The organism is Occallatibacter sp. (assembly GCF_049582745.1).
Taxonomy (GTDB): domain Bacteria; phylum Acidobacteriota; class Terriglobia; order Terriglobales; family Acidobacteriaceae; genus Telmatobacter.
Window position 1 is genome coordinate 1 of sequence record NZ_JBAUUO010000152.1, and the last position, 26,912, is coordinate 26,912.

Sequence of the window (26,912 nt, forward strand, 5' to 3'; positions counted from 1 at the left end):
CTTCATCTGGACCGCAAAGGCAAACGACATCCTGGAAAAGGTCACCCGTGCTCAGACCACGCTCAATAAAAGACGATCTGCATGAGACGCTACACTAGATGGTCTAAAATACTAGACTTATGTATAGATTGTCAAATAACATTGACTAGATGGCTCGATCGCCTAAAAATCATGAGTTTCTGGCTGAAATCTCAAACCAATTGCGCGAGGGATTGCGCAAGCGTGATGCTAAGGCTAGAGAAAAAGGGCAGAGATACACGCGCGTCGATGCATCGCGCGACCTAAATGTTTCCCGGGCGTCGCTACAGTTCTATCTGGCCGGAACCCATATGCCCTCAAGTGATGTGCTTCGTCGGGCGATGGAACTGTGGGATATCGAGCTAGCCTATCGCGACCGGAAAATTACAGTCCTTGATCTCCAATCGCCTCGACCAATTCAACAGACATCTAGCCCGCAACCTATTCAATTGTCGCTATGGGATTCGATCAAGTGCCTGGACAACAATGCGTTCACAGTGAAAGTTAAAAAAAAGGGCCCTCAGTCAATAACACTCCAAGTTCAGATTGAGTTCCAAGCTCGGTAGTCTCGCTGTTGTTGGTCTATTGTTTCTTCAGTCTTTGCTGCTGTTCAGATACGCATAGGCATCAGCACATAGCGCGACCGGTACTCGGCGTCGGGATCTTCGGGGCGCATCTGGCCGGCGCTTTGCGAGTCCTTGAACTCGAGCCGCACTTCGCCCTCATTACCCAGTGCCTTCAGGAAATCGATGATGTAGGTCGAGTTGAAGCCGACCACAATCGGGTCGCCCGAATACGGCGTATCGATGGTGTCTTCGCTCTCGCCGCTCTCGGTGGATTGCGAACTGATCTTGAGTTCGTTGCCCTCGAGCCGCAGACGGATCGCACCGGAACGCTCGTCGGCAAACTGGGCCACGCGCTGGATGGCGCTGGATAGCTCGCTCGACCGAACGACAGCGAACTTGGTATTGTCGCGCGGCATAACCGCTTCGTAGTTGGGGAACTGACCTGACAGCCGCCGCGTGCTGAGCGTACGATGGCCGACCTTGAAGAAGAGGGTGTGCTCGTCGTCGGCGAACTCCACCTTCTCGACGTCGGTGCTCGACAGCAGTCCCTGCAGCTCCTGCAGCGCCTTGCGTGGAATGAGCACGCGCTTTTCGCCGCTGATGCCTTCCATGGCTTCGCCCGGCTTTTCGACAAAGGAAAGCCGATGGCCATCGGTCGCCACCATGGCAATCGACTCGGCCTTCAGCACCAGCAGGGCGCCGTTGAGGGTGTAACGCGACTCTTCGTTCGAGATCGCGAAGATGGTGCGAGCAATCAAAGTCTTCAACGCCACCGCTGGAATGCTCGTCACCGAGACAGCAGGAAACTCGGGCACCTGCGGATAGTTTGCACGCGCCATGCCCACCATCTTGGTGTTGGAGCGGCCCGAGCGAATCTGTACCCAGTGATTTTCAAGCAGCTTGATGGAGATGTCGCCATCGGGAAGCAGCTTGATGTAGTCGTAAAGCTTGCGAGCGGGAATGGTGCAGGAACCCGGCTTCTTGACCTTGACGGCAGCGCTGGTGCGGATCGCCTGGTCAAGATCGGTTGCCGTAATATTCAGCCGGTCGCCCTCGGCCTCGATCAGAAAGTTGGACAGGATGGGAATCGTTGTTTTGCGCTCGACCACGCTTTGCGTCGCGGTAAGCTCCTTCACCAGTTCCTGGCGGCTTACGGTAATCTCCATCGCTGCCCCCTGTGCTGCCGGCTTCTCCACTTCAGTTTCTACAATCGGCATAGTCCCACCCCATATCGCTCGCCGTTGCACCACCGACGCGGCAAACGTGTCCCCAATTTACGTCCACCCCAAGCGATCCAGGCCGCAGCCCGCTTGGCCCAAGCCTACACTAGACACGCTATGGCGAGAAACCGCTGCAGTTTCTTGCCTTTGATTGTATGCATCTTCACAAAAACCGGTGCGTGGAAAACCGGTCAACATTTCTGGAAACCAGGGCGTTTCAGGTCTTGAGGGGAATGAAACACAGTTATTCCTCAATCGCAGAAGCCTGAATCCGCGCCAGGGTCAGGACGGTGATGTCGTCGTCCTGGCCGAACCTGCGGGCGGCTGCAGCGATCTCCGCCGCGGTCTGCCCACTGATGGCACGCATGCGATCGAAGCCAAACAACTTCCCCTTTGCATCCCTCGCCTCGAGCACGCCGTCGGAAAGCAGCGTCAACTGATCACCGGGCGCCAGGGTGAATGTACGTTCTTCATACGTTTCGTCGCGCGAGATCCCCAGCGGCAGCCCCGAGGCGACCGATACCTCTTCCCCATTGCGATAGGGGGACAAATGACCGGCGTTTGCCACAGTTACGTCGCCCTGCTCTGTCACCCGCGCGCAAATACAGGTGATGAATCCGCCATCCTGGGTCTCAGTTTGTTGACGATTGAGCCGCGTGAGCACAACGGCTGGTCCCCACCCCTCCGCTGCCAAAGCGCGCAAGCCACCGAGTGCGAGCGTCCCCGTCATGGCAGCGCGCAGTCCTTTGCCGCTTACGTCGCCCACCACCACCAGTTGCGCGCCGTCGCTCTGCTTGAAGACCTGGTAGAAATCGCCACCCACCTCCTGGGCCGGAAAATAGGCTGCCTCAATCGTGTAGCCTTTCACCTCAGGTAACTGCGCCGGCACCAGCCGCTGCTGAATTTCCCGCGCGGCATCCAGTTCCGCCGCAACCCGTGTTTGCTCCCGGCTGACGCGCGTGAAGCGGAAGAACATGACGACGCCAATCGCCAGCACAAACAAAGAGTCGCTTAGATCGGAGATTTGAAGCGGAATTGAACCGACCTGAATTGGGTTCGCCAGGAAGTCCGCGCGCCCCCAGCCGGAGTCGATCGAAGCGGTGCCAATATCAAAGAGCGCAGTAGCCGCTGCCGGAAACAGGCTGGGTAGAATCAGCCATCCTGCTTCGCGATTCCCTCGGCGGAACCAGACCAGCAGCAGGACCGGCAGCAGCAGCGCCGCCGGGAGGATCATCACCGCCTCGAGCGAGACATAGAGCTGATTTGAAAGTAGGCTCGTTACCTGCAGAAAAGCGAGGATCGGCATCGGCAGCAGAGCGATCTCATAGGCTCGCCAGATTCGTCCGATCCGCTGGCCCGCAAAACTGAACGTAAATTCAATCTGCATGATCGTGAAGAAGTAGATCAACGGATCAGCAAGCAGAGTATTGATTGAAATTGGTACCAGTCCGGCTACCGCGCAAAACAATAGGCCGTTCGACATTCCAAGGAGGAAGAGATAACAACCGAGCCATAGGTATTCTTTGCGATCGCGCTGGCTTCGGTGCAAAGCAAATGCTGCAATGCTCGCCAGCACCAGCATGAGATTAATTGCAATCGAAGGAATTGCCGAGTAAAGACGCTGACTTTCTAATGCCTGCCGCTCATTGTCGATAGCTCCGGGCGTTCCGATGGCCACGGTGAGAAACAGCGGCAAATGCCATAGTGAATACATGGTTGGCGCATGAGTCCGCAATGCGATGGTGACGTCGTTGTCCTCATCGCGCGGCATGAAGATTTGTTCAGTCGGCCGGGTCACGCCCCACAGCGACTTCAGATCGGCTCCATCGGCTCTCGCCCCGTTTAGATAGAGTTCGTAGGTGCCCAAACCACCGGCAATCAGCAAATGCAAATGCTCATGCCCCGGCTCGAGCTTGATGTGGATTCGGTACCAACGCCATCCCGGTTCGGCACCGCCCAGATCATCCAAGTCGACCGTCTGCCATCCGCTGTCGTCGAAACTGACACGGGCCCACGCCGGGGTATCGCCGTCGTGCTCGCGCCAGCCTTCGCTCAGCGTCACCGTGCCCGAGTGCCATTGGCTCGCGTCAATCGACTGTCCCAGCCCGGACGTCGCAACAAGGCACATCCATGCGCAGACCCATCCGATGCGCTGTTTACAGCACCGTCGCGCAATCATCTGCACTGTCTCGCCAGACCTCCGGTTCCCGCGCGATTCCATATTCGACTCGAATGGGGAGCCTCAGTCTATCGGACCATTCCCGCGAGCAGCAATACGCCGTGGCTACCCAGAGGAATGATCAGCGACTTGCGCGATGCGACGGTTAGAGGGATTTTTATGTATTTAGTAATCAAATATCCCGTAGTAACCGTCGTTGTCGCTGGAAAAGTGGAAAGCAGGCCTATCTTGTTTCCCGTCACCGAGTTTACCTTGGTGCTAGATTTCTAAATCCCGCCTGTGCATCTCCGGATAATTGGAAAACGCGGCAACTTCCCTTCATTCGCGACCCAGATTTCCCACCACTCCCACAGGCCGCGCTAAACCCGCTGTGAATCCTTTGCTATTTATGTGCAATGCGCGTTTCCACCCGCGCCAATCCAGTGCTTTCAAGCACCCCGTCATCCACATCGGACACAACTTCCACACTATCCACATCGATCAAAATCGACGAGGAAAACTCCGCACAAAACTGCCTCTTGCAGAGACCTGAAGTGCCGGCGCGTTTGCGCCGCCGTGCTCGGTCCACATCAAGCTCACATTAGATCGCCCATGTAGCATCAATGCGAGGCGCAATGGATTTTCAACGGCATACATTCCATCACGATGGCCTGACGCTTTCGTATCTTGATACCGGATCAACGTCATCATCCGGCATGCGGCCTCCATTGCTCGCTCTGCATGCGCACCTGATGCAGGGCGCCACCTTTACCGCGCTTGCGGCAAGCCTTGCCCCGGACTACCGCGTCATCGCGCTCGATCAACGAGGACACGGCGAGTCGAGCCATGCCGCAACATACACCCGCGAAGATTATCTCGGCGACATCGAAGCGCTGCTTACCTTGCTTGACCTCCCGCAGGCCGTGCTTCTCGGCAATTCGCTTGGCGGAGTCAACGCCTACCAGTTCGCCGCCCGCCATCCCGATCGCGTCAGGGCGCTCATTATTGAAGACATCGGTGCGGTGGTCACCGACGACATCAGCTTCATCCTTTCCTGGAAGGGTGTTTTTTCTACCCACGAAGAACTTGAGCTGAAGATCGGCGCCCGCTTTGTTCCCTATTTGAGCGACTCGTTTCGTCACTCCGACGCCGGTTGGCATCTGGCCTTCAATCCGCAAGATATGATTCGGTCACAGCAGAACCTGGTCGGCGACCACTGGGCTGACTGGCTCGCTTCGACGTGTCCGGCGCTCGTGGTGCGAGGCCGCGAGAGTCGCGTCACGTCAAAGGAGCATGCGGAGCAGATGGTGGAGCGCCGTCCCAACTCCAATCTTCTCGTGCTCGATGGCGGCCATGCCCTGCACGCCGACAACCCCGGTGCCTTCAACGCTGTTGTACGCAGCTTCCTCAACAGCCTCTGATTCCTCTTTGTTTCCGGTAAGATAGATTTCTCTGGCCCTTTTGCGGATATCGCCCATGAAAACCCTTGTCGCCGTCGCAATGTTTCTGCTCACCGCATCGATGCTGGCTGCCCAGACCGCGGCGCCTCCCAGCCCCGCATTTGAAGTCGCGACCATCAAACCAGTCGAGTCGAGCCCAAAATCTGCACGGTACATCGTGATGCAGGGGCCGCACCGTTTTGTTGAAAAGGACTACACCCTCAAACTACTTATCGCCGCAGCCTACAACCTGAATCCCAAGGCAGTCGCCGGCGGCCCTCCCTGGATCGAGTCGGATCACTTCGACATCCTTGCCCTCACGCCCGGCGAAGCGCAGCCCTCACACGATCAGCAGATGGCCATGCTGCGCATTCTCCTGGCCGACAGGTTCAAACTCGCCTTCCATCGCGAACCGAAAGTCTTCCCCATCTACGCGCTCGAAATCGCCAAAGGCGGCTCAAAACTGAAGCCCAGCAAAGCTGCCGCGACCGAGCAGCCGGCCCTCATTAGCACCGTCTACCCGCAGCGCATCCTGCTGCCCGCGCGCAATGCCTCCATGGCCGACTTTGTATCCGTGATGCAGCGTGCGATTCTCGACCGTCCTGTTGTCGATAAAACCGGGCTCACCTGACGTTACGATTTCAATCTCGAGTGGGCTCCCGACGAATCGCAATTCGGCGGAGATATCCCCCCGGCTGCTTCCGATGCGCCGATCGCACCCTTCTTCACCGCCATTCAGCAGCAGCTTGGCCTCCGTCTCGAAGCCACCCGCGCACCCATCGAGACCATCGTGGTCGATCGCGCCGAGCACCCTTCGGCCAACTGAATTGTTCCTCTTCGCTGCTTGCAGTTGCCCTGTGTCCGTCCCTGATTCCTCTCGGATCACTGTTGTACCGTGCGCTGTCGACGGCTCTTCTATACTGAAGCTTCCATGTCTTACCAGTCCGCGATCGATCATCTAGCCGCGATGGCGCCCGAACTCGCCACGCAGACCGGCCAGACACGCCGCAAATTCTCACTTGGCGAGGTCGCCGTCCTTCTTGCCGCGCTGGGCAATCCGCAGCGCACTTTTCCTTCTGTTCTGATCGCCGGGACCAACGGGAAAGGTTCCACGGCGGCCACGCTGGCCTCCATTCTTTCGGCATCCGGGCTACGCACAGGCCTGTATACGTCCCCGCACCTGGCGCGGCCCAATGAGCGCGTCCGCATTGACGGCGCTGAGATTTCCGATGCTGACTTTGCTGAGAATTTCTTCCGCGTTCGAGCCACCGCGCAAAAACTAGTGGAGGAGAAGAAGCTGGCGCAGGCGCCGAGTTTTTTCGAGACCCTCACGGCGATGGCGTTTCTGCACTTTGCCGAACCGGCGATTGAAGTCGCGGTTCTCGAAGTGGGCCTGGGCGGACGCCTCGACGCCACCAATATTGTCGATCCGCTGCTCTCGATCGTTACCGACATCTCACTCGACCACATGGAGTGGCTCGGCTCGACGATCAGCGAAATTGCGCGTGAGAAAGCCGGCATCCTCCGCCAAGGCGGCACGCTCGTCACTCTTCCGCAACATCCTGAAGCCAACCAGGTGCTTGGCGAAGTCGCCACATCTCTCTCGGTCCTTGGCGTCAGCGCCGTGCCATTTATGCCCGCCGCAGACAGCCACCATTCGGACGGTTCGTTTGCCGATTCAGCACAAACCGCGATGCCGTCCGCGCGGGACACCGATCAGCAACATGTTTATAAGGTCGAGGTTCTCGGCCAGGTCATTGAGGTGGATTCGCCGCTGCGCGGGGCTCATCAGCATCGCAACGTAGCTCTCGCCATTGCAGCTGCTGTGGAACTCGCCATCAGCCACGGGTTCTGCGTGACTCCAAAGTCCGTCGCCGAAGGCATTCGGAACACTCGGTGGCCGGCTCGTCTCGAGCGCATCCGCGTCGAGGACCCGCAGGATCACACTGCGACCGAGTTCATCCTCGACGTGGCGCACAACCCCGCCGGCGCATGGGCTTTACGAGCCGGGCTCCGCGACCTGCTCCCCGAGCAGCATCTCGGCACACTCGTCTTCAGTTGCCTGCGCGATAAGCCGGTTATCGAGATGGCGCACATTCTTTTCCCCATCTTCGACAAGGTGATCTTTGCCCCGATTCACAGCACCCGCGCCACGCCGATAAAGGAACTGCTCGCCGCCGCCGCCTCGACGGGTACGCAGGCCTTTGCCGCATCCTCAGTGAGCCAGGCTGTCGAGCTGGCTCTCGAAAGCGCGAGGACGAACCCTTCCGGTCCAGTCGTCGTCTCAGGCTCCGTTTATCTTGTTGGCGATGTTCGCACCCTCCTGCTGGACCAATCCGTTTCGCCTTCAAGCCCCGGCGAGACGATTGAACGCGTAGGCCAGCTTCCGTGACCCGTCGCCGTCCCCCCGATCCGCTGCCCCGTTTCTATCGCTGGCGCACCAATATTCTTCAAGCTCCGCTCGTCTTCTGCTACACGGCAATCTGCGGGAGCATCTCGCTGCTCATTTCTCTGTGGGATAAGAGCGGGCGCATCCAGCACCGCATTGCCCAGATCTGGGCCCGTGGCTGCGTGAAGATCTCCGGCGCACGCCTTAGCGTCCACGGGGCCGACAATCTTTGCAAACACCCTGTCGCCGTATACGCCGCCAACCACACGTCGTATATGGATACGCCCGTCATCTTTTCCACGCTCCCTTTCCAGTTCCGTATCCTCGCCAAAAAAGAGCTGTGGACCATGCCCTTCATCGGCTGGCATCTTAACCGCTCCGGCCAGATCCCGGTGGACAGCGTCAGCTCGAACTCCACCGTCTCCAGCCTTGGAACCGCGGTTCGCGCGCTACGCGCCGGCATGCCGCTGTTTGTATTCCCCGAGGGAGCCCGGACGCCCGACGGCACCATGCAACCCTTCCTCGCGGGAGCGGCGTTTCTTGCGATTCGCGCGCAGGTCCCGCTGGTGCCGATTGCCTTGAGCGGTGTCTACGACCTCCTGCCCATGCACACCCGCCACTTTTATCCCGGCGATATCACGCTCACGGTTGGCGAACCGATCTCCACGGCGGGCATGACACTGCGCCAGGTGGAAGAGCTGAACACCCTCCTGCGTACAACGATTGAACAGATGCGCGCTTCCTCCGCAACAGTCCCTTCCTGTTGAGGAAACTTTCGATTGACTCGTCGCGCAGAGTCACCGAATTGAGATGGAAGATGACAAGAGCCATCCTTGAGCGAAAACGAGGAACTTCTCTAATCTGGCTCTCTTCGCGCTCCCATTCGGTGTTTTCTGAATCCTGAACCAAAGCATCGGCAACTCGTAAAGAGCAACCATTCTGGTTGCAGAAACTAAATCGCCCGGTCGTCTTGGGTATTGTTTTGAGCCGATGCAGCATCCATCGGGAGCGTGGAGGGTTCGCCTTCCGGCGAACCCGCTCGTGAGGCACTTGGGATGGGCATAAATTGCAGGAAAGGTACCAGGGAAGAAACCGAAATTCGAAGGGTTTTGGTTACGACGCGGAATAGATTGAGGATGCCTCTTTGCTTGAAGACTAATGAAGCTGTCGCCGTCGCGCTGTTCAATTCAGCTCACTTTTCTGTTTTTCTTGGCGCCTCGCGTCATGAATTTCCTGCGTATCCAGTGCAGAAGCCGCTTGCTCGCCACAGATATCGTTTCATGAAGAGAAAACGCACGCGCCTCTTCATTCTGGCGGCGGGCGATTGGGTCAATTAGCGTGAACCGAGCAATTCTGAACAGCTTGTTATCCCACTTCTGCCGCACAATCCTTTGAGGCTGGAAGCTGCCATCGCGACGACCTCTCGTCGTACGTTTTCCATGAAAAGGGATCTCGAGGGAGAATGATGTTTTTCACGTGTCGTTTCTTCGCTGCCTCTGGTCAACTCAGAATCGCCCCCGGGCGCTCCACCGCTACGCTCCGCAGACCTTTCTTCAACAGGTGCAAAGCGAGCAATACAGCACAGACGCCCTGCATGGCAAAGAGGAAAGTTTAAGAGCGGATTAGCGGACTTTGGGAATCGCCAATCGCGTCAGCAGAAATCACATGCGCCTGCATGCGGGAACCAGGGATAGTCCGGCGCCATAGCGACGCCGGGTTTAAGGTGTTTCATTCAACTGCGCAATCTGCTCCTTCAGAGCAAAGCAGGTCCAGGCAGTAAGTTCGCGGCCTCTTTGGATGATCTCAAATCCGCGATGGAGGATTTATGGTAGCCTCGGCCCTTCCCCTTTCGTCACTCCGATCAAGACACACCTTGACTTCTAAGCGCAAGAACCGCGCGACACAGGCACCATCAATGCAGGATGTTCTGACGCGAGCCCGGGCTGGCGACGAAGACGCATTCGCGGAACTTTATCAGCGGCACAAAAAGCGCGTCCTCTGTATTTGCATGAACATGGTGCATAACTTCTCGCAAGCCGAGGACCTCATGCAGGAAACTTTCCTCCAGGTCCATCGCAAGCTCGCAACTTTTCGTGCTGAATCCGCTTTCACCACGTGGCTGCACCGGATTACGGTGAATATCGTGCTGATGCATTTGCGCAAGCGCACGCTGCCTGTTGTCTCACTCGATGAAATGATGACAAATGTCCCTGGGGAAAACGTCGGACGCGTGGTCGGCACGCGTGACCTTGCACAAGCCGGGGTCACTGACCGCGTGGCGATCGACCGCGCCGCGCTGAACCTGGCGCCCGGTTATCGGAGCATCTTCCTCCTCCACGACGTCGAGGGTTTTCAACACGAGGAAATTGCCGCCATGCTCGACTGCAGCCTGGGCTGCTCAAAATCCCAATTGCACAAGGCGCGGCGTGTATTGCGCTTCGCTCTTTCTAAGCACGGGGAAGCGGCCCGCCGCGACTCAAATGCAATTTCGAATCTCGCGGCGATCTAAGTCATCTCATTCCGATCGCCGATAAGCGAGGCCCTGCTCCGCCTGAATGCTCGACGTGAGTGACGCCAAACCAACCGAAAGATCGCTGCCCGGCACGTTCCCAATGCGCTTGCCCGGACAGCCGGACCGGAAGTTCTACCGAGATTGGACCGGTTTGAAGAAATAAGGAGATTGACGTCGCGGCCTGTCGCGGGTTCCGTTGGCCGCTGCACCCGTGTTGTACTAAGCTTGCGGTGATTACAACGCTGGGTGCCCCAGAGCCTGCCCTGAGCAGCGTCGAAGGATCCCGTTTTTTAGACCCGGACGGACTCACTCTTATGCGATGGTCTTCCGTGCGCTCACCTCATTCAGCTTTTCAATGGATGCCGCATCCAGCTTCAACTTCGCCGCCTCTGCCAGATCGTTCAACTGGTTGCCATTCGTCACGCTCGCAATCGGAGCCGTGATTCCCGGCTGTGCAATCACCCACGCCAGGGCCACCCGCGCCGGCGTCGAGCCCGTTGCATGGGCAACCTCTTCGAGCGCAGCCACCACGCCGAATCCCCAGTCATTCAGATATTTCTGCACCATCTTGCCGCGCGCTGCCTTTTCCGCGTCTTGCGCGCTGCGGTATTTACCGCTGAGAAAACCCGCCGCCAATGAGAAGTAGGGAATGACACCAAGCCGGTACTTCTGCACCACCGGCAGCAGCTCTGTTTCGAACTTCTCACGCTCCACCAGGTTGTAGTGCGGCTGCAGCGACACATAGCTTGCGAGCCCGTTTTTCCGGCTCGACTCCAGTGCCTCCGCCAGCCGCGCACCGCTGTAATTCGATGCGCCGATATACCGGACCTTCCCCGCTTTTACAAGGTCGTCGAACGCGCCAAGGGTTTCTGCGAGCGGCGTCTCCTCGTCGTCCTTGTGGGCCTGGTAGAGGTCGATGTGATCGGTCTGCAGTCTCTTGAGCGAGTCCTCCACCGCCCGCCGAATATATGCGGGGCTCAGCCCCTTGCGCCCTTCGCCCATGTCCATGCCGACTTTGGTTGCGAGAATCAGGTCTTTGCGCCGGCCACTCTTCGCAAGCCAGTTGCCGATGATGGTCTCGGACTCGCCGCCCGTGTGCCCCGAAGCCCAGCGGGAGTACACGTCAGCCGTGTCGATAAAGTTCAATCCAAGATCGAGCGCCTCATCAAACTGCCTGAAAGCGTCAGCCTCCGCCAGCGTCCACCCATACACGTTGCCGCCCAGGCAGATCACCGGAACCTCCGGCCCGCCCGCTCCAAGTCTCCGCTTGTCCATTCGCAATTCACCTCACGTTCTCTGATGCGGCCGCACGTTCTGCGGGCGCATAAACTGCGCGCCTCGAGTTGCTTCAACGCTCCGGCAATCCTGCGCCGCATTTCGCGGCATCCAACCTCTCATGAGGATTACCGCGGCATTGCTGACCCTGTCCTTCATTGCTATTGCCGGCTGCACGCCCCACCAGCGCAGCCCCGACGAAATTCGCGAGCAGACAGCCCGTGCCACTTCGACCGCAGCACGCGACGCCAAGGCGGTTGCCCAGGGAATCGTCCAGGGCATCAAGGACCAGCGGACGATCAACATCAACCGCGCCTCGGCCCACGATCTGGAGAAGCTGCCAGGCATCGACGACGCTGCCGCCCGTCGCATCATCGATCACCGCCCGTATTCCGACTCAGAGGATCTTGTGAAGCGCCACGTCATCTCCCGCGCCGCATATGATCGCATCGCAGGCAAAATCGAAGCCCGGTAGATCCTGCCGCGAGGTTCCGTAGCAGTGGCGAGTTATGATTCCGGCATGCGCTCTGTTGCGTTTGTCCTATTCCTGGCGGCCGGAATTGCTCTTGCACAGTCAGCCAGCCCGCACACCTTCGTTGTCGCCAACGGCCAGTTTCAACTTGACGGCCACCCCTACCAGATCCTCTCCGGCGAGATGCACTATCCGCGTGTGCCCCGCGCTTACTGGCGCGACCGTTTCCGCAAAGCCCGCGCCATGGGACTGAACACCATCACTACGTATGTGTTCTGGAACCTGCACGAGCCGCGCCCCGGCATCTACGACTTCAGCGGCCAGAACGACGTGGCGGAATATATCCGGGAGGCGCAGCAGGAGGGACTGAACGTAATCCTCCGCCCCGGCCCCTACGTTTGCGCGGAATGGGATCTCGGCGGCTATCCCTCGTGGCTGCTCAAGGACCGCTCGCTCACACTCCGCTCCACCGACCCTAAATACATCGCTGCGATGAACACGTGGTTCGCCCGGCTTGCGAAAGAAGTGTCGCCGCTGCTGATCCAGCACGGCGGCCCCATCATCGCCATCCAGGTCGAAAACGAATACGGCTCCTTCGGTACCGACCATGCCTATATGGAAGCCGTCAAATCTGCGCTTCTCAAATCCGGGCTTGCCGCTCCCGATACGTTGCTTTACACCGCCGACGGCGCAGAGCAGGTTCCCAACGGCTCGCTGCCCGAACTTCCCGCTGTCATCAACTTCGGTTCCGGCGACGCGAAAAAGGCTTTCGCCACATTCAAAAAGCTCCGCCCCGAGGGTCCGTTCATGTCCGGCGAATACTGGGCCGGCTGGTTCGATCACTGGGGCGAGCACCATCACACCACCGACGCCGCTTCCAACGCGGCAGAATACGAATGGATGCTGCGCCAGGGCTACTCCGTCAGCATGTACATGTTTCACGGAGGCACCAGCTTCGGCTGGATGAACGGCGCCAACAGCAACGGCAGCAACTACGAGCCGGACACCACCAGCTACGACTATGACGCGCCGCTGAACGAAAGCGGCCAGCCCACGGCAAAGTTCATGGCGTTTCGCGATGCCATTGCCCGCGTTACCGGAAAAACCCCGCCTGCGATCCCGCCGTCAATGCCGGCCGGCACATATCCAATCTCCAAGCGCTCCGAATCAGTTTCGCTGTGGCAGAGCCTGCCCAAGCCCGTTGAATCCGACAAGCTTCTCACCATGGAAGATCTCGACCAGTCGTACGGGTACATCCTGTATCGGACCAAGTTGCCCGCAAGCCCCGGCGGCGAACTCACAATCGACGGCCTCCACGACTACGCGCAGGTTTACGTTGACCACAAACTCATCGGCACGCTGGACCGGCGCCTCGACCAGTCCCATCTCGCTCTGCCCGCAATTCCCGCATCTGCAACCCTCGACATTCTTGTCGAGAATTCCGGCCGCGTGAATTTCACCAAGGTGATCCGGACCGAGCGCAAAGGCATCACGGGCTCGGTTACGGTCGCAGGCACGCAGCCGCAGCACTGGCAGATCTATTCGCTTCCAATGACCGACCTCGCGGCGCTGCACTTCACGTCAGCCTCCTGCGAAGGCCCATGCTTCTATCGCTTCGGTATGAATGTTCCCAATACCCAGAACTCCGGTGACTCAGAGAGAGGAGACACATTCCTGAATACGCACGGCATCTCGAAAGGAATGGCCTTCCTGAACGACCGCCCCCTCGGGCGCTTTTGGGACGTCGGGCCTGAATTCGCGCTGTACACGCCGGGGCCATGGATCCATCCCGGCCTCAATGAAATCATCCTCTTCGACCTCAAGGGAAATGCGGGCGAATCCCTCACCACCGCCGATCATGCGGACTATGGGCCGACCCCCTCTCGATAGGGCGGGTCCTGGATCAGGCTGTCCTTCGCCGGCAACGCGCATGCTTTGAGCTGGCTGGTTACGTACCCGATCAGCGCCAGGGCGACAAGATCTTCGATCACCGCCGCCGGCAGGTCTCGATCGAACAAAGACGCCAACCACGACCGGAATGCCGCGCCGCCCTCTGTACCGACAATGGCGCCGGCCATCCCCAGCAGCATTCCAGGCGCCGCGCGCCGCGAAGCCGCACCCACCGCAGCTCCCGCAAGTGCGCCGCTGATCACGCGCGCCGTAAACGCCGCGGTCTGCTTCCGGCTTGGCGTCATCGGCAGCTTGTCTGCCACAATCTCGGCCAGCGCCAGCCCAACGAGGAGGCGATTCAAATCTCGCCCTTCGAGGAAAGCTAACGGAGTGCCTTTCGTGCGCACCGATCCCACGCGGACAGCCCGGCTGACCGCGGCCGCCGGGAGCATGGTGCGCGCACCGCCCGCCACGCCTAACAAAAACGCACACGTTAAAGGCACTCGCATCCGATCCCTCACACCCGTTCGATGACGCCCGGGCACGGTCTGTTGCAGTCCACTCGAGGTTTCCATCGGATATGCCGGTCTCTCCGACGACGAAAGTCAGCCGCAGTTAATTGCTCTCGCTCTTTTTTACGGATTCATCGATGCCGTTTGCGTTTCCTGTTTCAGAGGCAGTGTCACTTCGAGGGCGCCGGAGCGATCGTCATGAGGGTCGCGCACGACCACGCGAATGTAAGCAGCACGCATCGTTGTGCGACAACCAGCGGATCCGCTCTGCCGAGGCGAGCACGCGGGGCGTATTCATGAGGGAGAGTCTTCGAGTGATTGCAATCACCGGACGAGAAGCAGCGTTAACCGGACGATGCCTGCCGCTCGATTTCCCTTAGTTCCCGCCCTGGGCGACGACGGGCTTCACCGCAGCAAGCGGGATCTCCAATGTACCGACCTTTGCGCCGTCCTCGTCATAGACGCCCGTGCGCAGCCAGTACTGTCCTGCGGGAGCCTCGAATTTTGCCGTCATCCCCAGCCCTGCCGTCTTCACCGCTGCGTAAACGTCCGGCTTCAGCGTCAATGCCGCACGCCGCGCCTGCTGGTTCACCACTTGCCCATAGCGGTCGTACACCGTCAACCCAACGACGAGCGTTCCCGTGCGCGTACCATCGGCGTTTTCTTTCAGGCTCAGGTCGTCCACCGTCAATGTGAATACTGCATCGTAGCTGATGGTCTTCGCGTCTGCGGCGGCTTCCCCCGCAGGCTTGATTGCAACCCGGTACCCGATCTGCTCGCTCTCTGGCATGCCAAGAGCCATAAACGGCGCCAGCGGATTCACCGGCTTTCCGCCTTGCGCTGCAGGAGCTGCGGCCTCCGCTGCTCCGGGACGATCCGCATCGCTGGCATAATACCCGCGTCGATAACTCAGGTTGTATTTCTGCCCTTCGATTTCGACGGAGATGTTGCGGAATCCACCATCCATGTTTGCGTTCGCCGGAACATAGGACAGCGTGTAGAAGTCCGCGCCCGCCTTTCCGATCTCCGCGATCACGTGGGCCAGTCCGTTGGTGTTGTAGAACGCCCGGCCGCCGGAGTCGTGCGCCAGTATGTCCATGGTGGAATGCCTGCTGTTCGTTTCCCTATCCTCGACTGCAAGCGGATGCTCATTTGCCGAATTGCCGGTATCGGGTCCACCCAGCGCACTGGCAGTCATTGGGGTGTTGGCTGCCTGCCCAGGACCGTTTGCGCTTACGTTGCCGGGTCCTGCCGCCAGATCGCTCGCTCCGCTCATCTCCCTCGGCAAATTCGCACCTGTTGCTTGCGCGTTTCCAGCTGTGTAGACGGCGTGCTCGCTCGCGCCGCTCGCATCCACGGGATACAACGCCACCCGCGCGGCAGTCAGCAGGTTCACAGTCTTCTTTACGTCTCCTTCGAATCGCGGCTCCGTCATCCCGAAGACTCCGGCGGGAAACGACGTTGAGAACCAGATCAGATTTTTGCGCCCTGGAAACGCTCCGAGAAATGTCGCGAGTTGCTGCAGATTGGCGAGCGTTCGATACTCCCGATCGCTCAACTCCGTATCGCCCATCTCATGCAGAAAGCCTTCAAGACCAGCGATCATGGCGGGTGAAGCCGTTGTCGCGGTCGGTGAGCCGCCATGCGTCGCCTGTGTCGGCGTGTTGACTGACATCATGTTCACGAGTCCCTGGCCGGCGTTCGTCTCCGCCGGGGTCGTCAGATTCGACGACTGCTCCACGCCGTTGCCCTTCTTCGCATTTAATGCGGCCACTAACAACACTGGATCGTCCGTGAATCCCTGCACAAAATGCAGTCCTGAGGACATCGTAAAGATCGCCATCCGCGATCCGGGCTTTGCGGTCTTCAAGAATCGCAGCGCCTGCTGATGCACAAATGCCTGATCTTCGACCGACGCATTCAGCGCATCCAGGAGCAGCACCGTGACCGCCGCGGGCTGTGCCTCTCCAGGATGATTGCTGAAGACATTCGGAGGCAGTGAAAGACTCTCCATGCCGGTCGATTCAGCGCTTTGATGCTCTTCAAAAAATGTGACGATCTGCGGCTTTCCCTGCTCTTTTACCGTGAACGCGTTCTGCGCCAGTCCGCGCACCGGCTCGCCTTTCTTGTCGGTCACCAGCACATCCACCAGCACGGCGCGGCTGTTGACCCGCAGCGTGGTCTCCTGACCGGCGTTGGTGGTGTTTCCCCCTGTCTGGCCCATCAAACCGATGGTCCCGCTGATCAGGATCAACATGATCGGAATGCAGATAATCCGCTTCATCCAGCTTCTCCCCGAAAACCGCAAGCATACACCAATCCGCCATACGCCGCCGTCAGGACAATCAACTCAAAGCGGCCCGTCTCTTCGGGATATCCTGCGACCTGAGGCGTCCGATGAGTGGCACTAAGTTATAGATAACAAATAAGTTAACTAAGATATGACACGCATTAAACTGTAACATGCTTGTTATCTTAAACTTAAGGTCCCGTTCGATTACTTACTCAGACACAACATGCTTAACCGGCGAATCTCGCATACACTGAAAAACGTCTATGTCGATCCGCATTGCGATTCCCGAGCCCACTTCGAACGACGCAGCGTACAACGCGCGTTCCCTTCCGCCGTATCTCGCCGCGCTTCAATCGGTTGGTGCGGTACCGATCGTCGTGCCGCTGCATGAGCGGCAGGACCGCGTCGCCCGCCTGCTTGCCGGTACCCAGGGTGTGCTCCTTCCCGGGAGCGGCTTCGATGTCGACCCCGAGCGCTATGGCGAAGCGCGCATCCCCGCGTGTGGCCCTTCCGATGCCGGGCGCACGGCGGTCGATGAACTCCTTCTCCAGGACGCGTTCAATCTCCATAAGCCGATTCTCGCCATATGCCATGGCGTACAGACGCTGAATGTCTGGCGGAATGGATCGCTGATCCAGGATCTAGAAACCGTGCTCGCGACAAAGGTCAACCATCGCCCGGGCCGGGACGTAACCAACGCCCATCCGATTCAGATTGCGACCGGAACCCGCCTGGCCAATGCCGCCGGAAACATTTTGGGCGCCGAATGCAATTCCAGCCATCACCAGGCCATAGGCCGCGTGGGAGACAACCTGCAAGTGACCGCCATCAGCCCGAAAGATGGCGTGATAGAAGCGGTGGAGCTGGACTCGCCCGATCATTTCGTCATGGGTGTTCAGTGGCATCCGGAACGTACTTTCACGGTTAGCCCATTGTCGCGCGCCCTCTTTGCGGCATTTGTGGTTGCGGCCGAAGCTTGGCGCCCGCGTCCGGCGGAAGCCTCGGTCGCCACCATATGAATCCGGGCGAAGATTCCGAGGCGAACGTCTGCAGTCTGAACAATCAGCTCGAGGCGGCCGGTCTGAAGCCTCTCAATGCGGAAACCTCAGCGAAATTTGAGATATACCTCTCCCTGATCCTTCGCTGGAATGCGCGTATGAACCTGACGGCGATTCGGGATCCAAAGGAGATTCTCAGCCGTCACTTTGTGGAATCGATTGCCTGCGCACAGGCATTGCCTTCCGGGATCACAACACTTCTCGACTTTGGCAGCGGAGCGGGTTTCCCTGGGATTCCCATCGCACTTTGCCGGCCTGAGATTAGCGTCACTCTCGCAGAATCGCAAAGCAGGAAGGCAGCTTTTCTCCAGGAGGTTGTGCGCAGTTTGAAATTGAGCTCAAGAGTATTTGCCGGGCGCGCAGAGACCCTGGAGGAACAGTTCGATTACGTAGCTCTACGCGCGGTAGATCGAATGGAGCAGGCAGTCGCGGCGGCATCGGAACTGGTGCGTGCCGGAGGCTGGCTGGCGGTATTCACGACCCGGAGAGATCTGGCCGTGCTGGAAAGTGCCGGGGCAAACTTGCAACGATCGAAGCTGATTCCGATTGCGGGTTCAGATCAACGAGTACTGGTGCTCGCTTCGAAGACCGGAGCCTGAAGTCGAAGGTGGTTCGCCGGGTGGCAGAACGAATAGAGATGTTCCACGTGGAACATCGTCTGCATTTTGACCGCTCGGCAACCATGTTCCACGTGGAACATATCTCTTTCGGTTGGCGGAATTGTGAATTCTCGGCAAGCCCGGGGCCACAGTTTTCCACCGGGTTGCCTCCGTGGGCGCGCAATTTACTTCAAGAGTGCACCGTCACGTAAATCACTGAGAAAAAATACCTTGATGGCCAGGTGTCTCACTGGCCCCGAGAGCTTTCCACAACTCGTACGCGTTCTCCACAGATTCAATTTCGCACGCCGCTGCCCGCTTCCTTTAACCTGAAACGCTATGGGAAAGATTCTCGGTGTAGTCAATCAAAAAGGGGGTGTGGGCAAAACAACCACCGCCATCAATCTTTCCGCATGTCTCGCTCTGGAAGGCCTGAAAATCCTCCTGGTCGATTGCGACCCGCAGGCAAACGCCTCCTCCGGCCTCGGCGTGGCCCGCGATGACAATCGCCACTCGATCTACGACGTCCTGGTTGGAGATTCGGAGGCAGAACAGGTCATCCTTCCCAGTGCGGTCGAAAACCTCTGGATTCTCCCCGGCTCGAAGAATCTGACCGGCGCAAATATCGAACTGACGAGCGTTGAAGATCGCGCGGTTCGCCTTCGCCACGCGCTTTCTCCGGTCAAAGATAAGTACGACCTCGTTATTCTTGACTGTCCGCCGGCGCTCGACCTCCTTACGCTCAACGTCCTGGTCGCGTCCGACTCGCTCATCGTGCCCATGCAGGCCGAGTATTTCGCTTTGGAAGGCATTACCGAGCTCATGTCCACGCTTGAGCGTGTTCGCGCTGCCTTTAACCACAACGTCGAGATCGAAGGCGTGCTCCTGACCATGTATGACGACCGCACAAATCTTGCACAGCAGGTCCGCGACACGCTTCGCGAACATTTCCACGATCGACTCTTCATTACCGTGATTCCGCGCAATATCCGCCTCGCTGAGGCTCCCAGTCACGGCAAGCCCGTCGCGGTTTACGATTCGCGTTCGCGCGGCACCGAGGCTTACTTTGAGCTCGCCGGCGAGTACCTGGCCAGGAATCGCATCGAAAGTCCAAAAAGCCGCGAGCGGAAGGTGGCCGCAAATTCAAGACCGAAGGCCGAGGTACGCTTCTGGCCATATTCCTGAGCATGTCCCTGACAGGACAGCGCCAATCAGCTGATTCATAGAAGAATGCCCGGCAATCCCGCCGGTTTTGAGGATTCAGATATGAGCACCGCAACCACTGACACCAAGCGCCGCGCCCTCGGCAAGGGCCTTGATTCCTTACTGCCGCGAATCCATGGAAACGCCGCTCCCGCTCCCGTCAATGTCTCCACACCGGTAGAGGCCGAAGCGGGAAAACCGCGCGAGATTCCGATTGAAGAGATTGATCGCAATCCGTTCCAGACGCGCACCCATGTGGACGAGGGAGAGCTGGCGGAACTCGCAGCCTCAATTACGGCAAATGGAGTGGTGCAACCGGTTCTGGTTCGGCCCCTGGCAAGCGGCCGTTTCCAGTTGATTGCCGGCGAGCGGCGCTGGCGGGCATCCCAGCTTGCGGGCAAGAAGACCATCCCGGCAATCCTGCGCCAGGTTTCGGACGAACAGGCTCTCGAGATCACCATCGTCGAAAATCTGCAGCGCGCCGACCTGAACCCGATGGAGCAGGCGCGAGCCTTCGAGAGACTCTCCCGCGAATTCCACATGACACAGGAGCAGATTGCGACGCGCACCGGCAAAGACCGCGTTTCGGTTTCGAATTACATGCGCTTGCTGAGCATGCCGGAGACGGTCCAAAAGCTGGTCGAGTCTGGGTCTTTGACTTTTGGGCACGCTAAAGTGTTGTTAGGATTGAAGTTGCATCCTGATTTCGAGAAGACGGCGCAACGAGTCTCCAATCTTTCGCTTTCTGTTCGCCAAACGGAGACGCTGGTGCAGGCCATCCTCTTTCCCGAGAAAGGGAAAAAAGAACCAAAGCCTGAGGTTCCGGTCGATCCGAATGTGAAGGAAGTGGAAGAGAATCTTCAGCGCGCTCTCGGCCTCAAGGTCCATATCGAAGACAAGAACGGCCGTGGCCGCGTGATCATCGAGTATGCCGATCTGGCCGACTTCGACGGATTGCTGGAGCAACTGGCCGGCGAACAGGCATAGGTTCGCAAAACCCAACCCGTGCCCAGATTTTTTCTCGAATCAAATTCGGGAAATATGCAACCGTTAGGTTGCGTATCATAAAATCGCTTCGCTCAGGGATTTGTTTCAACGGGCGTGACGTCGGTGCCGCTCCGCTTGAACGCGAAACGCAGCAGCCATGAGCTGGCAACCTCGTGCCCGTTCTGCTGTGGCGGTTTGAACTTCCAGTCGCGTGCCGACTGCATCGCGAGGCGCGCGAAGTAGGCGCTGGAGCCGTGGGATACAAATTCCGCATTGGTGACGGCGCCGGTTGGATCGACGGAGACGCGGACGGCAACGCCCACTCTGCCCTGAATTGTGTCTCTCGCGCTTTGTGGAACATCGGGGACAACGCGATGGAGGACGTCGCCTTTTTGGGGTCCCGCCATCACAGGCGGGGTCGCAGGTGGCTGTGCAACGGGCTCGGCGGGCGGCGCTTGCCGGGTTGTCGCTGTCTCAGGCGGCGCAGGGTCGGTCTTGTAGCTGCGAACAATGAGCGCGACGATGATGGCCACCAGTAGAAGGAATCCGACGATCAGCGGGATCACCGGAAAGCGCGCCGGGGATGATTCCGGGGGGGTCTGGGTCGGAGACTGCTGTTCCGGCAAATCCTGCGGCTGCGAAACCAGCGTTGATTTCCCTCCGAGCATGCGGCGGATATCGCTCAGCGTGCATCGCCGCGAGGGATCGACACGCAGGCACTCTCGGGCAATCGCATCAAATGGCTTAGGCAACTCAGGCAGCACCGGATCGTCGTCACTGGCGGAGTCCCACACGGGCAGCTGCTGGGTGAGAGCTTCCACCACGGTTACCCCCAACGACCATATATCGGCCGGAGGCGCAACAGGATTTGTCGCCGTCTCGGGTGCGTTGTGCAGATCGCTGCTCTCAAGTTCCAGCGCCAGACTGTCCTGCGCCAGAATGCTGTCTGCCGACAACTTCACCTCGTTTTCGACAACCAGGATGTTCGAAGGTCTGAGGTGAGCGTGGACATAGTTTTTCGAGTGGAGATAGGAAAGTGCGTCAAGAACCGGCACGAGCATTTCTCGTGCCTCATCGGGCTCCAGCGGACGCTCCGGAATGATCTGCGACAGCACTTCTTCGGCAAGCTCGGTTACCACGTAGACAAGAGGCGCTCTATCGATTTCAGCGCGGCCAAAGTGCAGGATGCGCACGAGATTCACGTGCGAAAGCGGGGTCGCTTCAGTCCAGGTGGAGAGCCGGTCTTCAGCCTCGGCCGGCGTGGAGAAGAGCTTGATGGCAGCTCTCTGAGAACCGGGGCCGGGAAGCTCTGTGAGGAAGGTACCGCTGGTGTCAGTTCCGCCAAGCCACACGAGGAGCGAGAATCTCCCGTCGATGATCTGGCCAACCAAACTGCCGCGAATCGGAACCGCATTCATGGCGTAATCAGTGTAGTCGAGGATGCGTTCATTCCCGTGATCAAAGGACTGGGGCAGGTCTCAAGATAGAAAAGGCGAACCGAATCGGTAAAGTTGCCTGGCGCGGTGGGAAGGCAAGGGAATGTTGATCGCGGTCACGTCTCCCCTTCATTCTCAGGCAACTCCCATTGCCAGGATGTCAGCTTCCTGGACAGACCAACCTGCTTTCGTTTCACGACACACCCAATCTTTGCTTACGCTTGCGTGCGCGGGCTGTAGCCCATTCCGGCGAGCACGCCGCGCATGTAAGTGAAGCTCTCGGTCACGCCGGGCATGGGGTCATCGCCGTGCACCTCATATTCCAGATCGACCCAGCCGGGGTAGTCGATCTGCGTCAGTGCTTCGAAAATCTGGCGGATGGGCATCTCGCCTTCTCCGACTGCCACCTGGCTCTCTTTCGAAGTGAAGCCGGTCAGATCTTTCATGTGCACGTTGAAGAGGCGCGGACCGGCTGCCTTGATGGCCTCGATAACGTCGGTACCGGCGCGGACGCAGTGTCCCACATCGATACAGCAGCCCATGCGCGGGTCCATGCTCTTCACAAATTTCAGCACGTCGAGCGGCGACGGAAAGATCTTGTCCTCAGGCCCGTGGTTATGGATCGCGATCTTGATGTCGTACTCCTTCACGAACTTCTCCACGCGAGGCAGCGTGGCGGGCGCGGGATCACCGGCGACGATGACCTTCACGCCGGCGCGTTTGCAGTACTCGAACTTGGCGCGGATGTCGTCGTCATCGTCCTTCTGGAAGTAGATGGCGCCGGCAGCGTGCAGATGGATACCGTTGGCTTCGTAGTCAGAAACAGCCTGGGCCTCTGCCGTCGGGTCCATCGGCAAATGGTCTTTCGCATCCTTGGCATTGAGGCCGGTGATATTGAGCTGCTTCATCCACGCGATCATCTGGGCCCGCGAGAAGTTGCGGAAAGTATAGCTGGCGAGGCCCAGCTTGATGGGGGAGGGCTTACCGTCAGATTCGGTGAGCTGGCCGTACGCATTGCGTCCGACTGGCAGCGTTGAGGCAGCAGCAAGCAGAGCTGAAGATCGGACAAAATTGCGGCGGGAGAGATTCATATGTGCGGCTCCCATCCTTTCTCGTATTCGCGGTTCCAGTACTTCATGGCCTCGGGATCGTCTTTGATTTTGCCGTTGGACGCGTCGAGGTCGAGTTCGCGATTCACGAACCACGCGATGTTGGAGAGCTGCAGCATGGTCACGGCCACGTTGCCCACCGCGACTGGCGCGTTCAGTTTCTCGCCCTTGCGGATGCCGGCGATGAAATTGGCGAAGTGCGCGTCGGTCATGGAGTCGGCGCCGATCAGGTCCGCGGTCGATGTCTGCTTGCCCACCTTGAACTCGTCGGTCTTCTTGCCCTTCAGGTCATAGACTTCGTAGCCGTCGCGGTCGACGAGCACGCTGCCTGTGGTTCCCTCGATCACCGATCCGCGGCCGCGATTATAGGTGTGCATGCCGTTACAACTCACGCTCGTCCACGAAATCATCTTGTCGTCGTATTCGAAGCTGGTGACGAGCGTGTCGTAGAACTGCCAATCGTCCCTGAAGGCGTAACGGCCTCCCGACGCGGTGATGCGGTTGGGAAAGTCGACTCCGAGCGCCCAGCGGCAGACATCCACTTCATGTGTGCCGTTGTTCAGCGTCTCGCCGGTGCCCCAAATGCGGAACCAATGCCAGTTGTACGGCTGGACGTTGTCTTTGTAGGTTTGACGCGGCGCCGGGCCCTGCCACAAATCCCAGTCCAGCGTCGCCGGTACGGGAACAACCTTGCCGCGGCCGATGGATTTCCGCGTGTTGTCGTACCAGCACTTGGCGAGGTAGGGTCGGCCGATCAGGCCCGCGTGAATCTTGCCGACAATTTCGATGGTGTGCGGGGACGACCTCTGCTGGGTGCCCATCTGCACCAGCTTGCCGTATTTCTTCTGCGCTTCGACCAGCAGCGCACCCTCGCCGGGATTGTGGCTGCACGGCTTTTCAACGTAGACGTGCTTGCCGGCCTGCAGTCCCAGGATCGCCATCGGCGTATGCCAGTGGTCAGGCGTGGCGATGGTGATGGCGTCGATATCCTTGCGCTCGAGAATCTTGCGGAAATCCTTTTCGGTGGCGGCATCGTAGCCCATCATTTGCCGTGTGGCGGCGGCAAACTTGGCCAGGATGTTGCTTTCGACATCGCAGACATACGCGATGTGGGCTGCATCCTGGTTGGCCTTGAGCGAAGAAAGATGCGCATAGGCGCGGCCGTTCAGTCCGATTACGGCGAAGTTGAGCCGTTCGTTGGAGCCGAGGATCTGGCCGTAGCTTTTCGCCGTTGAGCTAATTGCAAGCCCTGCCGCTCCCACGGCAAGAGTGTCAAGGAATTCACGTCTGGTGACCATCTAGTCTCCTCCGGGGCACAATCTTCATGGTTCTTCGTTCACGCTCGAAGCGCGCGGGGGATGTCCCGTTCGCGCATGGAACATCCTAAATCGTGCGGTTCAGGCAGTGCGTTGTCATGTCCCGCCTAAAGGCACAGACGGTTTGGACCGCTTATAAGATTTGCCCGATTTCAGGTGAGTAGAATCGTGGGATGCGTACGCCGCAACATGTCGGGATTGTGGGCTGCTCTGCCGAAGGCGCGGCGCTCTGCTATCGCACTATCTGCGCCAAGGGCGCGCAATTGCTGGGCCCGCATGCGCATCCTGAGATTACGATGCACACCCACTCACTCGCGACCTATGTGGAGTGCATCGAGCGCAACGACTGGGAAGGCGTTGCCGACCTCATGCTGGATTCAGCGGGCAAATTAAAAAGCGCTGGTGCGGATTTCGTGATCTGTCCTGACAACACGATTCACCAGGCTATGCACCTGGTTGAGCCGCGATCGCCGCTGCCCTGGCTGCATATCGCCGAAGTGGTTGCAGATGAGGCCGTGGAACACAATTATCGGCGACTCGGATTGCTGGGCACGCGCTGGCTGGTGGAGAGCGACGTCTATCCCTTGAAGCTGGCGTTGCGTGGCATTGACTTCCTGCGCCCGACGGAAGAGGAAAGCAAAGAAATCAACCGCATCATCATGGACGAGCTGGTGTACGGCGTCTTCCGTCCGGAATCGTTGACCTATCTGCAGCTGGTGATTCGCCGCATGAAAGACGAAGACTGCGATGCCGTCGTGCTTGGCTGTACGGAGATCCCGCTCGTCATCGGCAACAAGAACTCCCCGCTACCGGCGCTTGACTCAACGCGGCTGCTGGCGTGGGCCGCGCTCAAGCGCTCGGTTGCCGATCCAGTCAAAGTCATTTGATTTCAGTTTGCCCGGCCGCAAATGCAGAAAGGGACGCATGCGCGTCCCTTTCTGGCTGGAGAACAAGGAATCGAGCAAGCTACTTCTTCTTTGCTGGCTGCTTGGCAATGATCAGGCTGGAGATCTTGTCATACGTAGCCGCGGGGACAATTCCCTTGCTCTTCAGCTGCGTCTTGTTGGCGTAAGGGCGGCCGGCAATAATCTTCTGCGAATACACGTCGCCGACGCCGGGGAGTGCCTTGAGCTGATCGGCTGTCGCCGAGTTGATGTCGACCAGGTCGCCGGCCGGCGCAGCCTTCGCCGACTTGCTGGTGGCGGCGGCGGTTGCGGGTTTGGCTTTGCTCGGGGTCTGGGCAATGATTGCGGCGGGGAGACAGAGCAGCGAGCAAACGGCCAATCCCAACATTGTGGAAGTAAATCGACGGAATCGCATGGAATTCTCCTTGATTGGTGATTTCTCAGGTGCGGCAAGACCGGCGATGAATCCTGGAGACGAGCTTTACCGCGCACTCATGCTAGCCGTTAGAGGGGGTTTTCTGGAAGGGCAAAGAGGCAGAAGAATCAACTAAAACGGAGAGGAGGAGCGGCACGAACGGTGATGCGCTGTGTCGCCCCTGAGAGTTGCGGTTGTCGCGATGTTACTCGGCAGCGCGGCGGGAACCCTTGCGGCGTTCAGCCTTCTCCGCACGCCAGTCGGGGGCACCGGTGCGGCGTTCGCGGGCATTTGCGCGGCGTTCGGGAATTTTCGTCATATCGGGCAAGACGACCATGGGTGGGCTTGCAGACTCTAGGGTGAGGATGTCTTCGTCCAGATCGACATTGCACGCCCTGTTGCCGGTGGTCAGCAACTTGTTGAGAACAGGAATCTTCACACGCTGGGTTTCAATGAAATCCACGCCCTCTGCGGTCAGCGAGAAGTCGGAGTTGTCGGCCCGGGTAATATAGCCCTTCTTGCTGAGATACCAGGTCGTGAAGTCGAGGTAATCGCGCGGGAATCCCATGCGCTTTTCGATCTCGGCGAGGCTCACTTTGGGTTCGAACGGATTGCTGCGACGCCGGTAGTAGAGCACGGCCAGCACGGCGAGACGGCGGTTCAGCTCACCCTGCACCTGGTCCATGAAGTCGACAGACTCAGATAGCGGAGTGCGTTCAGGCACATCCCGATCATAGTCGCGGTCATACTCCGAGCGGCGATCCTGGTCAGAGAGAACGTCGTATGCCGATTTCAGCAGAAAGAATTTTTCCGGATCGCCTGTCTCCGGATTGTCGGGATGGAAGCGGGCAGCCAGGTAGCGGTAAACACGGTGGATCGTCTCCGCATCTGCATGGGGACTGATTTGGAGAAACTCGTAGTAGTCCAGCGTCTTGGTCGCTTCAATCATGTGGGGAGAACCTCTCCTGTCGTTCGTTTTTTAGAGGCTTGTAATAGGCGAAGCGTAGCACTGGTGTTAGGGGGGAGAGCAATCACCCGATCTGGGCAGCCGCCGGCGAATGTAACCACGGACTACGTAACCAATGGGTCATTGAGCTGCTGATTTAGCCACGTGTAAATGCAATACATTGATCGGTTTAT

At 58.8% G+C, this 26,912-nt stretch carries 21 protein-coding genes and 1 pseudogene; 12 read left to right on the top strand and 10 right to left on the bottom strand.

Features of this window, described 5'->3' with window-relative positions; translation table 11 throughout:
* Positions 1 to 628 precede the first annotated feature (628 nt).
* On the bottom strand, positions 629 to 1,801 hold the full coding sequence (gene dnaN / locus WCA10_RS21715; RefSeq protein ID WP_472824624.1) for a DNA polymerase III subunit beta: 1,173 nt from the start codon (positions 1,799 to 1,801) through the stop codon (positions 629 to 631).
* A 247-nt stretch (positions 1,802 to 2,048) separates the two neighbouring features.
* The gene (locus WCA10_RS21720) at positions 2,049 to 3,983 is read right to left on the bottom strand and encodes a PP2C family protein-serine/threonine phosphatase (RefSeq protein ID WP_472824654.1); all 1,935 of its coding nucleotides are present in this window, start codon (positions 3,981 to 3,983) and stop codon (positions 2,049 to 2,051) included.
* Between the two features lie 614 nt (positions 3,984 to 4,597).
* On the opposite strand from WCA10_RS21720, the gene WCA10_RS21725 reads away from it, so the two are divergent.
* From WCA10_RS21725 to WCA10_RS21745, 5 genes and pseudogenes are all read left to right on the top strand, one after another.
* Entirely contained in the window at positions 4,598 to 5,383 is a 786-nt protein-coding gene (locus WCA10_RS21725) for an alpha/beta fold hydrolase (RefSeq protein WP_472824625.1), read from the top strand.
* A gap of 100 nt (positions 5,384 to 5,483) precedes the next feature.
* Positions 5,484 to 6,227 (top strand): annotated as a pseudogene (locus WCA10_RS21730) (TIGR03435 family protein).
* 105 nt (positions 6,228 to 6,332) lie between these two features.
* A complete protein-coding gene (locus tag WCA10_RS21735; protein ID WP_472824626.1) occupies positions 6,333 to 7,793 on the top strand; it encodes a bifunctional folylpolyglutamate synthase/dihydrofolate synthase in 1,461 nt (486 codons plus the stop codon).
* Positions 7,790 to 8,557: a lysophospholipid acyltransferase family protein gene (locus WCA10_RS21740; RefSeq protein ID WP_472824627.1), complete on the top strand. Its 768-nt coding sequence runs from the start codon at positions 7,790 to 7,792 to the stop codon at positions 8,555 to 8,557. The genes WCA10_RS21735 and WCA10_RS21740 overlap by 4 nt, the downstream gene beginning before the upstream one ends.
* A gap of 1,106 nt (positions 8,558 to 9,663) precedes the next feature.
* On the top strand, positions 9,664 to 10,299 hold the full coding sequence (locus tag WCA10_RS21745; RefSeq protein ID WP_472824628.1) for an RNA polymerase sigma factor: 636 nt from the start codon (positions 9,664 to 9,666) through the stop codon (positions 10,297 to 10,299).
* Positions 10,300 to 10,614: 315 nt separating this feature from the next.
* Here WCA10_RS21745 and WCA10_RS21750 read toward each other — a convergent pair whose 3' ends face one another.
* Entirely contained in the window at positions 10,615 to 11,577 is a 963-nt protein-coding gene (locus WCA10_RS21750) for an aldo/keto reductase (RefSeq protein ID WP_472824629.1), read from the bottom strand.
* A 121-nt stretch (positions 11,578 to 11,698) separates the two neighbouring features.
* Between WCA10_RS21750 and WCA10_RS21755 the strand changes: the two genes are divergently transcribed.
* Positions 11,699 to 12,052, top strand: coding sequence for a ComEA family DNA-binding protein (locus WCA10_RS21755; protein ID WP_472824630.1), 354 nt, complete (start codon positions 11,699 to 11,701; stop codon positions 12,050 to 12,052).
* Positions 12,053 to 12,076: 24 nt separating this feature from the next.
* On the top strand, positions 12,077 to 13,939 hold the full coding sequence (locus WCA10_RS21760; protein ID WP_472824631.1) for a glycoside hydrolase family 35 protein: 1,863 nt from the start codon (positions 12,077 to 12,079) through the stop codon (positions 13,937 to 13,939).
* On the opposite strand, the gene WCA10_RS21765 is transcribed toward WCA10_RS21760, so the two are convergent.
* Both WCA10_RS21765 and WCA10_RS21770 read right to left on the bottom strand, forming a co-directional pair.
* Positions 13,915 to 14,448, bottom strand: a complete 534-nt coding sequence (locus WCA10_RS21765; protein WP_472824632.1) for a DUF4126 family protein — start codon at positions 14,446 to 14,448, stop codon at positions 13,915 to 13,917. The genes WCA10_RS21760 and WCA10_RS21765 overlap by 25 nt on opposite strands.
* A 379-nt stretch (positions 14,449 to 14,827) precedes the next feature.
* The gene (locus WCA10_RS21770) at positions 14,828 to 16,735 is read right to left on the bottom strand and encodes a VWA domain-containing protein (RefSeq protein ID WP_472824633.1); all 1,908 of its coding nucleotides are present in this window, start codon (positions 16,733 to 16,735) and stop codon (positions 14,828 to 14,830) included.
* Positions 16,736 to 17,007: 272 nt separating this feature from the next.
* Here WCA10_RS21770 and WCA10_RS21775 point away from each other — a divergent pair, with 272 nt between their 5' ends.
* The 4 genes from WCA10_RS21775 to WCA10_RS21790 all read left to right on the top strand — a co-directional run bounded on the left by WCA10_RS21775 (position 17,008) and on the right by WCA10_RS21790 (position 20,591).
* Positions 17,008 to 17,763 (top strand): gamma-glutamyl-gamma-aminobutyrate hydrolase family protein, encoded by a 756-nt coding sequence (locus WCA10_RS21775; RefSeq protein WP_472824634.1) that lies wholly within the window; start codon positions 17,008 to 17,010, stop codon positions 17,761 to 17,763.
* Entirely contained in the window at positions 17,760 to 18,401 is a 642-nt protein-coding gene (gene rsmG, locus WCA10_RS21780) for a 16S rRNA (guanine(527)-N(7))-methyltransferase RsmG (protein WP_472824635.1), read from the top strand. The genes WCA10_RS21775 and rsmG overlap by 4 nt, the downstream gene beginning before the upstream one ends.
* A gap of 339 nt (positions 18,402 to 18,740) precedes the next feature.
* Positions 18,741 to 19,586: a ParA family protein gene (locus WCA10_RS21785; RefSeq protein ID WP_472824636.1), complete on the top strand. Its 846-nt coding sequence runs from the start codon at positions 18,741 to 18,743 to the stop codon at positions 19,584 to 19,586.
* 81 nt (positions 19,587 to 19,667) lie between these two features.
* Positions 19,668 to 20,591, top strand: coding sequence for a ParB/RepB/Spo0J family partition protein (locus WCA10_RS21790; RefSeq protein WP_472824637.1), 924 nt, complete (start codon positions 19,668 to 19,670; stop codon positions 20,589 to 20,591).
* Positions 20,592 to 20,683: 92 nt separating this feature from the next.
* On the opposite strand, the gene WCA10_RS21795 is transcribed toward WCA10_RS21790, so the two are convergent.
* The 3 genes from WCA10_RS21795 to WCA10_RS21805 all read right to left on the bottom strand — a co-directional run bounded on the left by WCA10_RS21795 (position 20,684) and on the right by WCA10_RS21805 (position 24,434).
* Positions 20,684 to 22,009, bottom strand: a complete 1,326-nt coding sequence (locus tag WCA10_RS21795) for a TonB family protein (RefSeq protein ID WP_472824638.1) — start codon at positions 22,007 to 22,009, stop codon at positions 20,684 to 20,686.
* 233 nt (positions 22,010 to 22,242) lie between these two features.
* Positions 22,243 to 23,118, bottom strand: a complete 876-nt coding sequence (locus tag WCA10_RS21800) for a sugar phosphate isomerase/epimerase family protein (RefSeq protein WP_472824639.1) — start codon at positions 23,116 to 23,118, stop codon at positions 22,243 to 22,245.
* Positions 23,115 to 24,434 (bottom strand): Gfo/Idh/MocA family protein, encoded by a 1,320-nt coding sequence (locus WCA10_RS21805; RefSeq protein WP_472824640.1) that lies wholly within the window; start codon positions 24,432 to 24,434, stop codon positions 23,115 to 23,117. Before WCA10_RS21805 ends, WCA10_RS21800 begins: the two co-directional genes overlap by 4 nt.
* A gap of 191 nt (positions 24,435 to 24,625) precedes the next feature.
* On the opposite strand from WCA10_RS21805, the gene WCA10_RS21810 reads away from it, so the two are divergent.
* The gene (locus WCA10_RS21810) at positions 24,626 to 25,339 is read left to right on the top strand and encodes an aspartate/glutamate racemase family protein (protein WP_472824641.1); all 714 of its coding nucleotides are present in this window, start codon (positions 24,626 to 24,628) and stop codon (positions 25,337 to 25,339) included.
* Between the two features lie 79 nt (positions 25,340 to 25,418).
* On the opposite strand, the gene WCA10_RS21815 is transcribed toward WCA10_RS21810, so the two are convergent.
* Together WCA10_RS21815 and WCA10_RS21820 are read right to left on the bottom strand one after the other, a co-directional pair.
* A complete protein-coding gene (locus tag WCA10_RS21815; protein WP_472824642.1) occupies positions 25,419 to 25,772 on the bottom strand; it encodes a ComEA family DNA-binding protein in 354 nt (117 codons plus the stop codon).
* A gap of 205 nt (positions 25,773 to 25,977) precedes the next feature.
* The gene (locus WCA10_RS21820) at positions 25,978 to 26,721 is read right to left on the bottom strand and encodes a DnaJ domain-containing protein (RefSeq protein ID WP_472824643.1); all 744 of its coding nucleotides are present in this window, start codon (positions 26,719 to 26,721) and stop codon (positions 25,978 to 25,980) included.
* Positions 26,722 to 26,912: the final 191 nt, after the last annotated feature.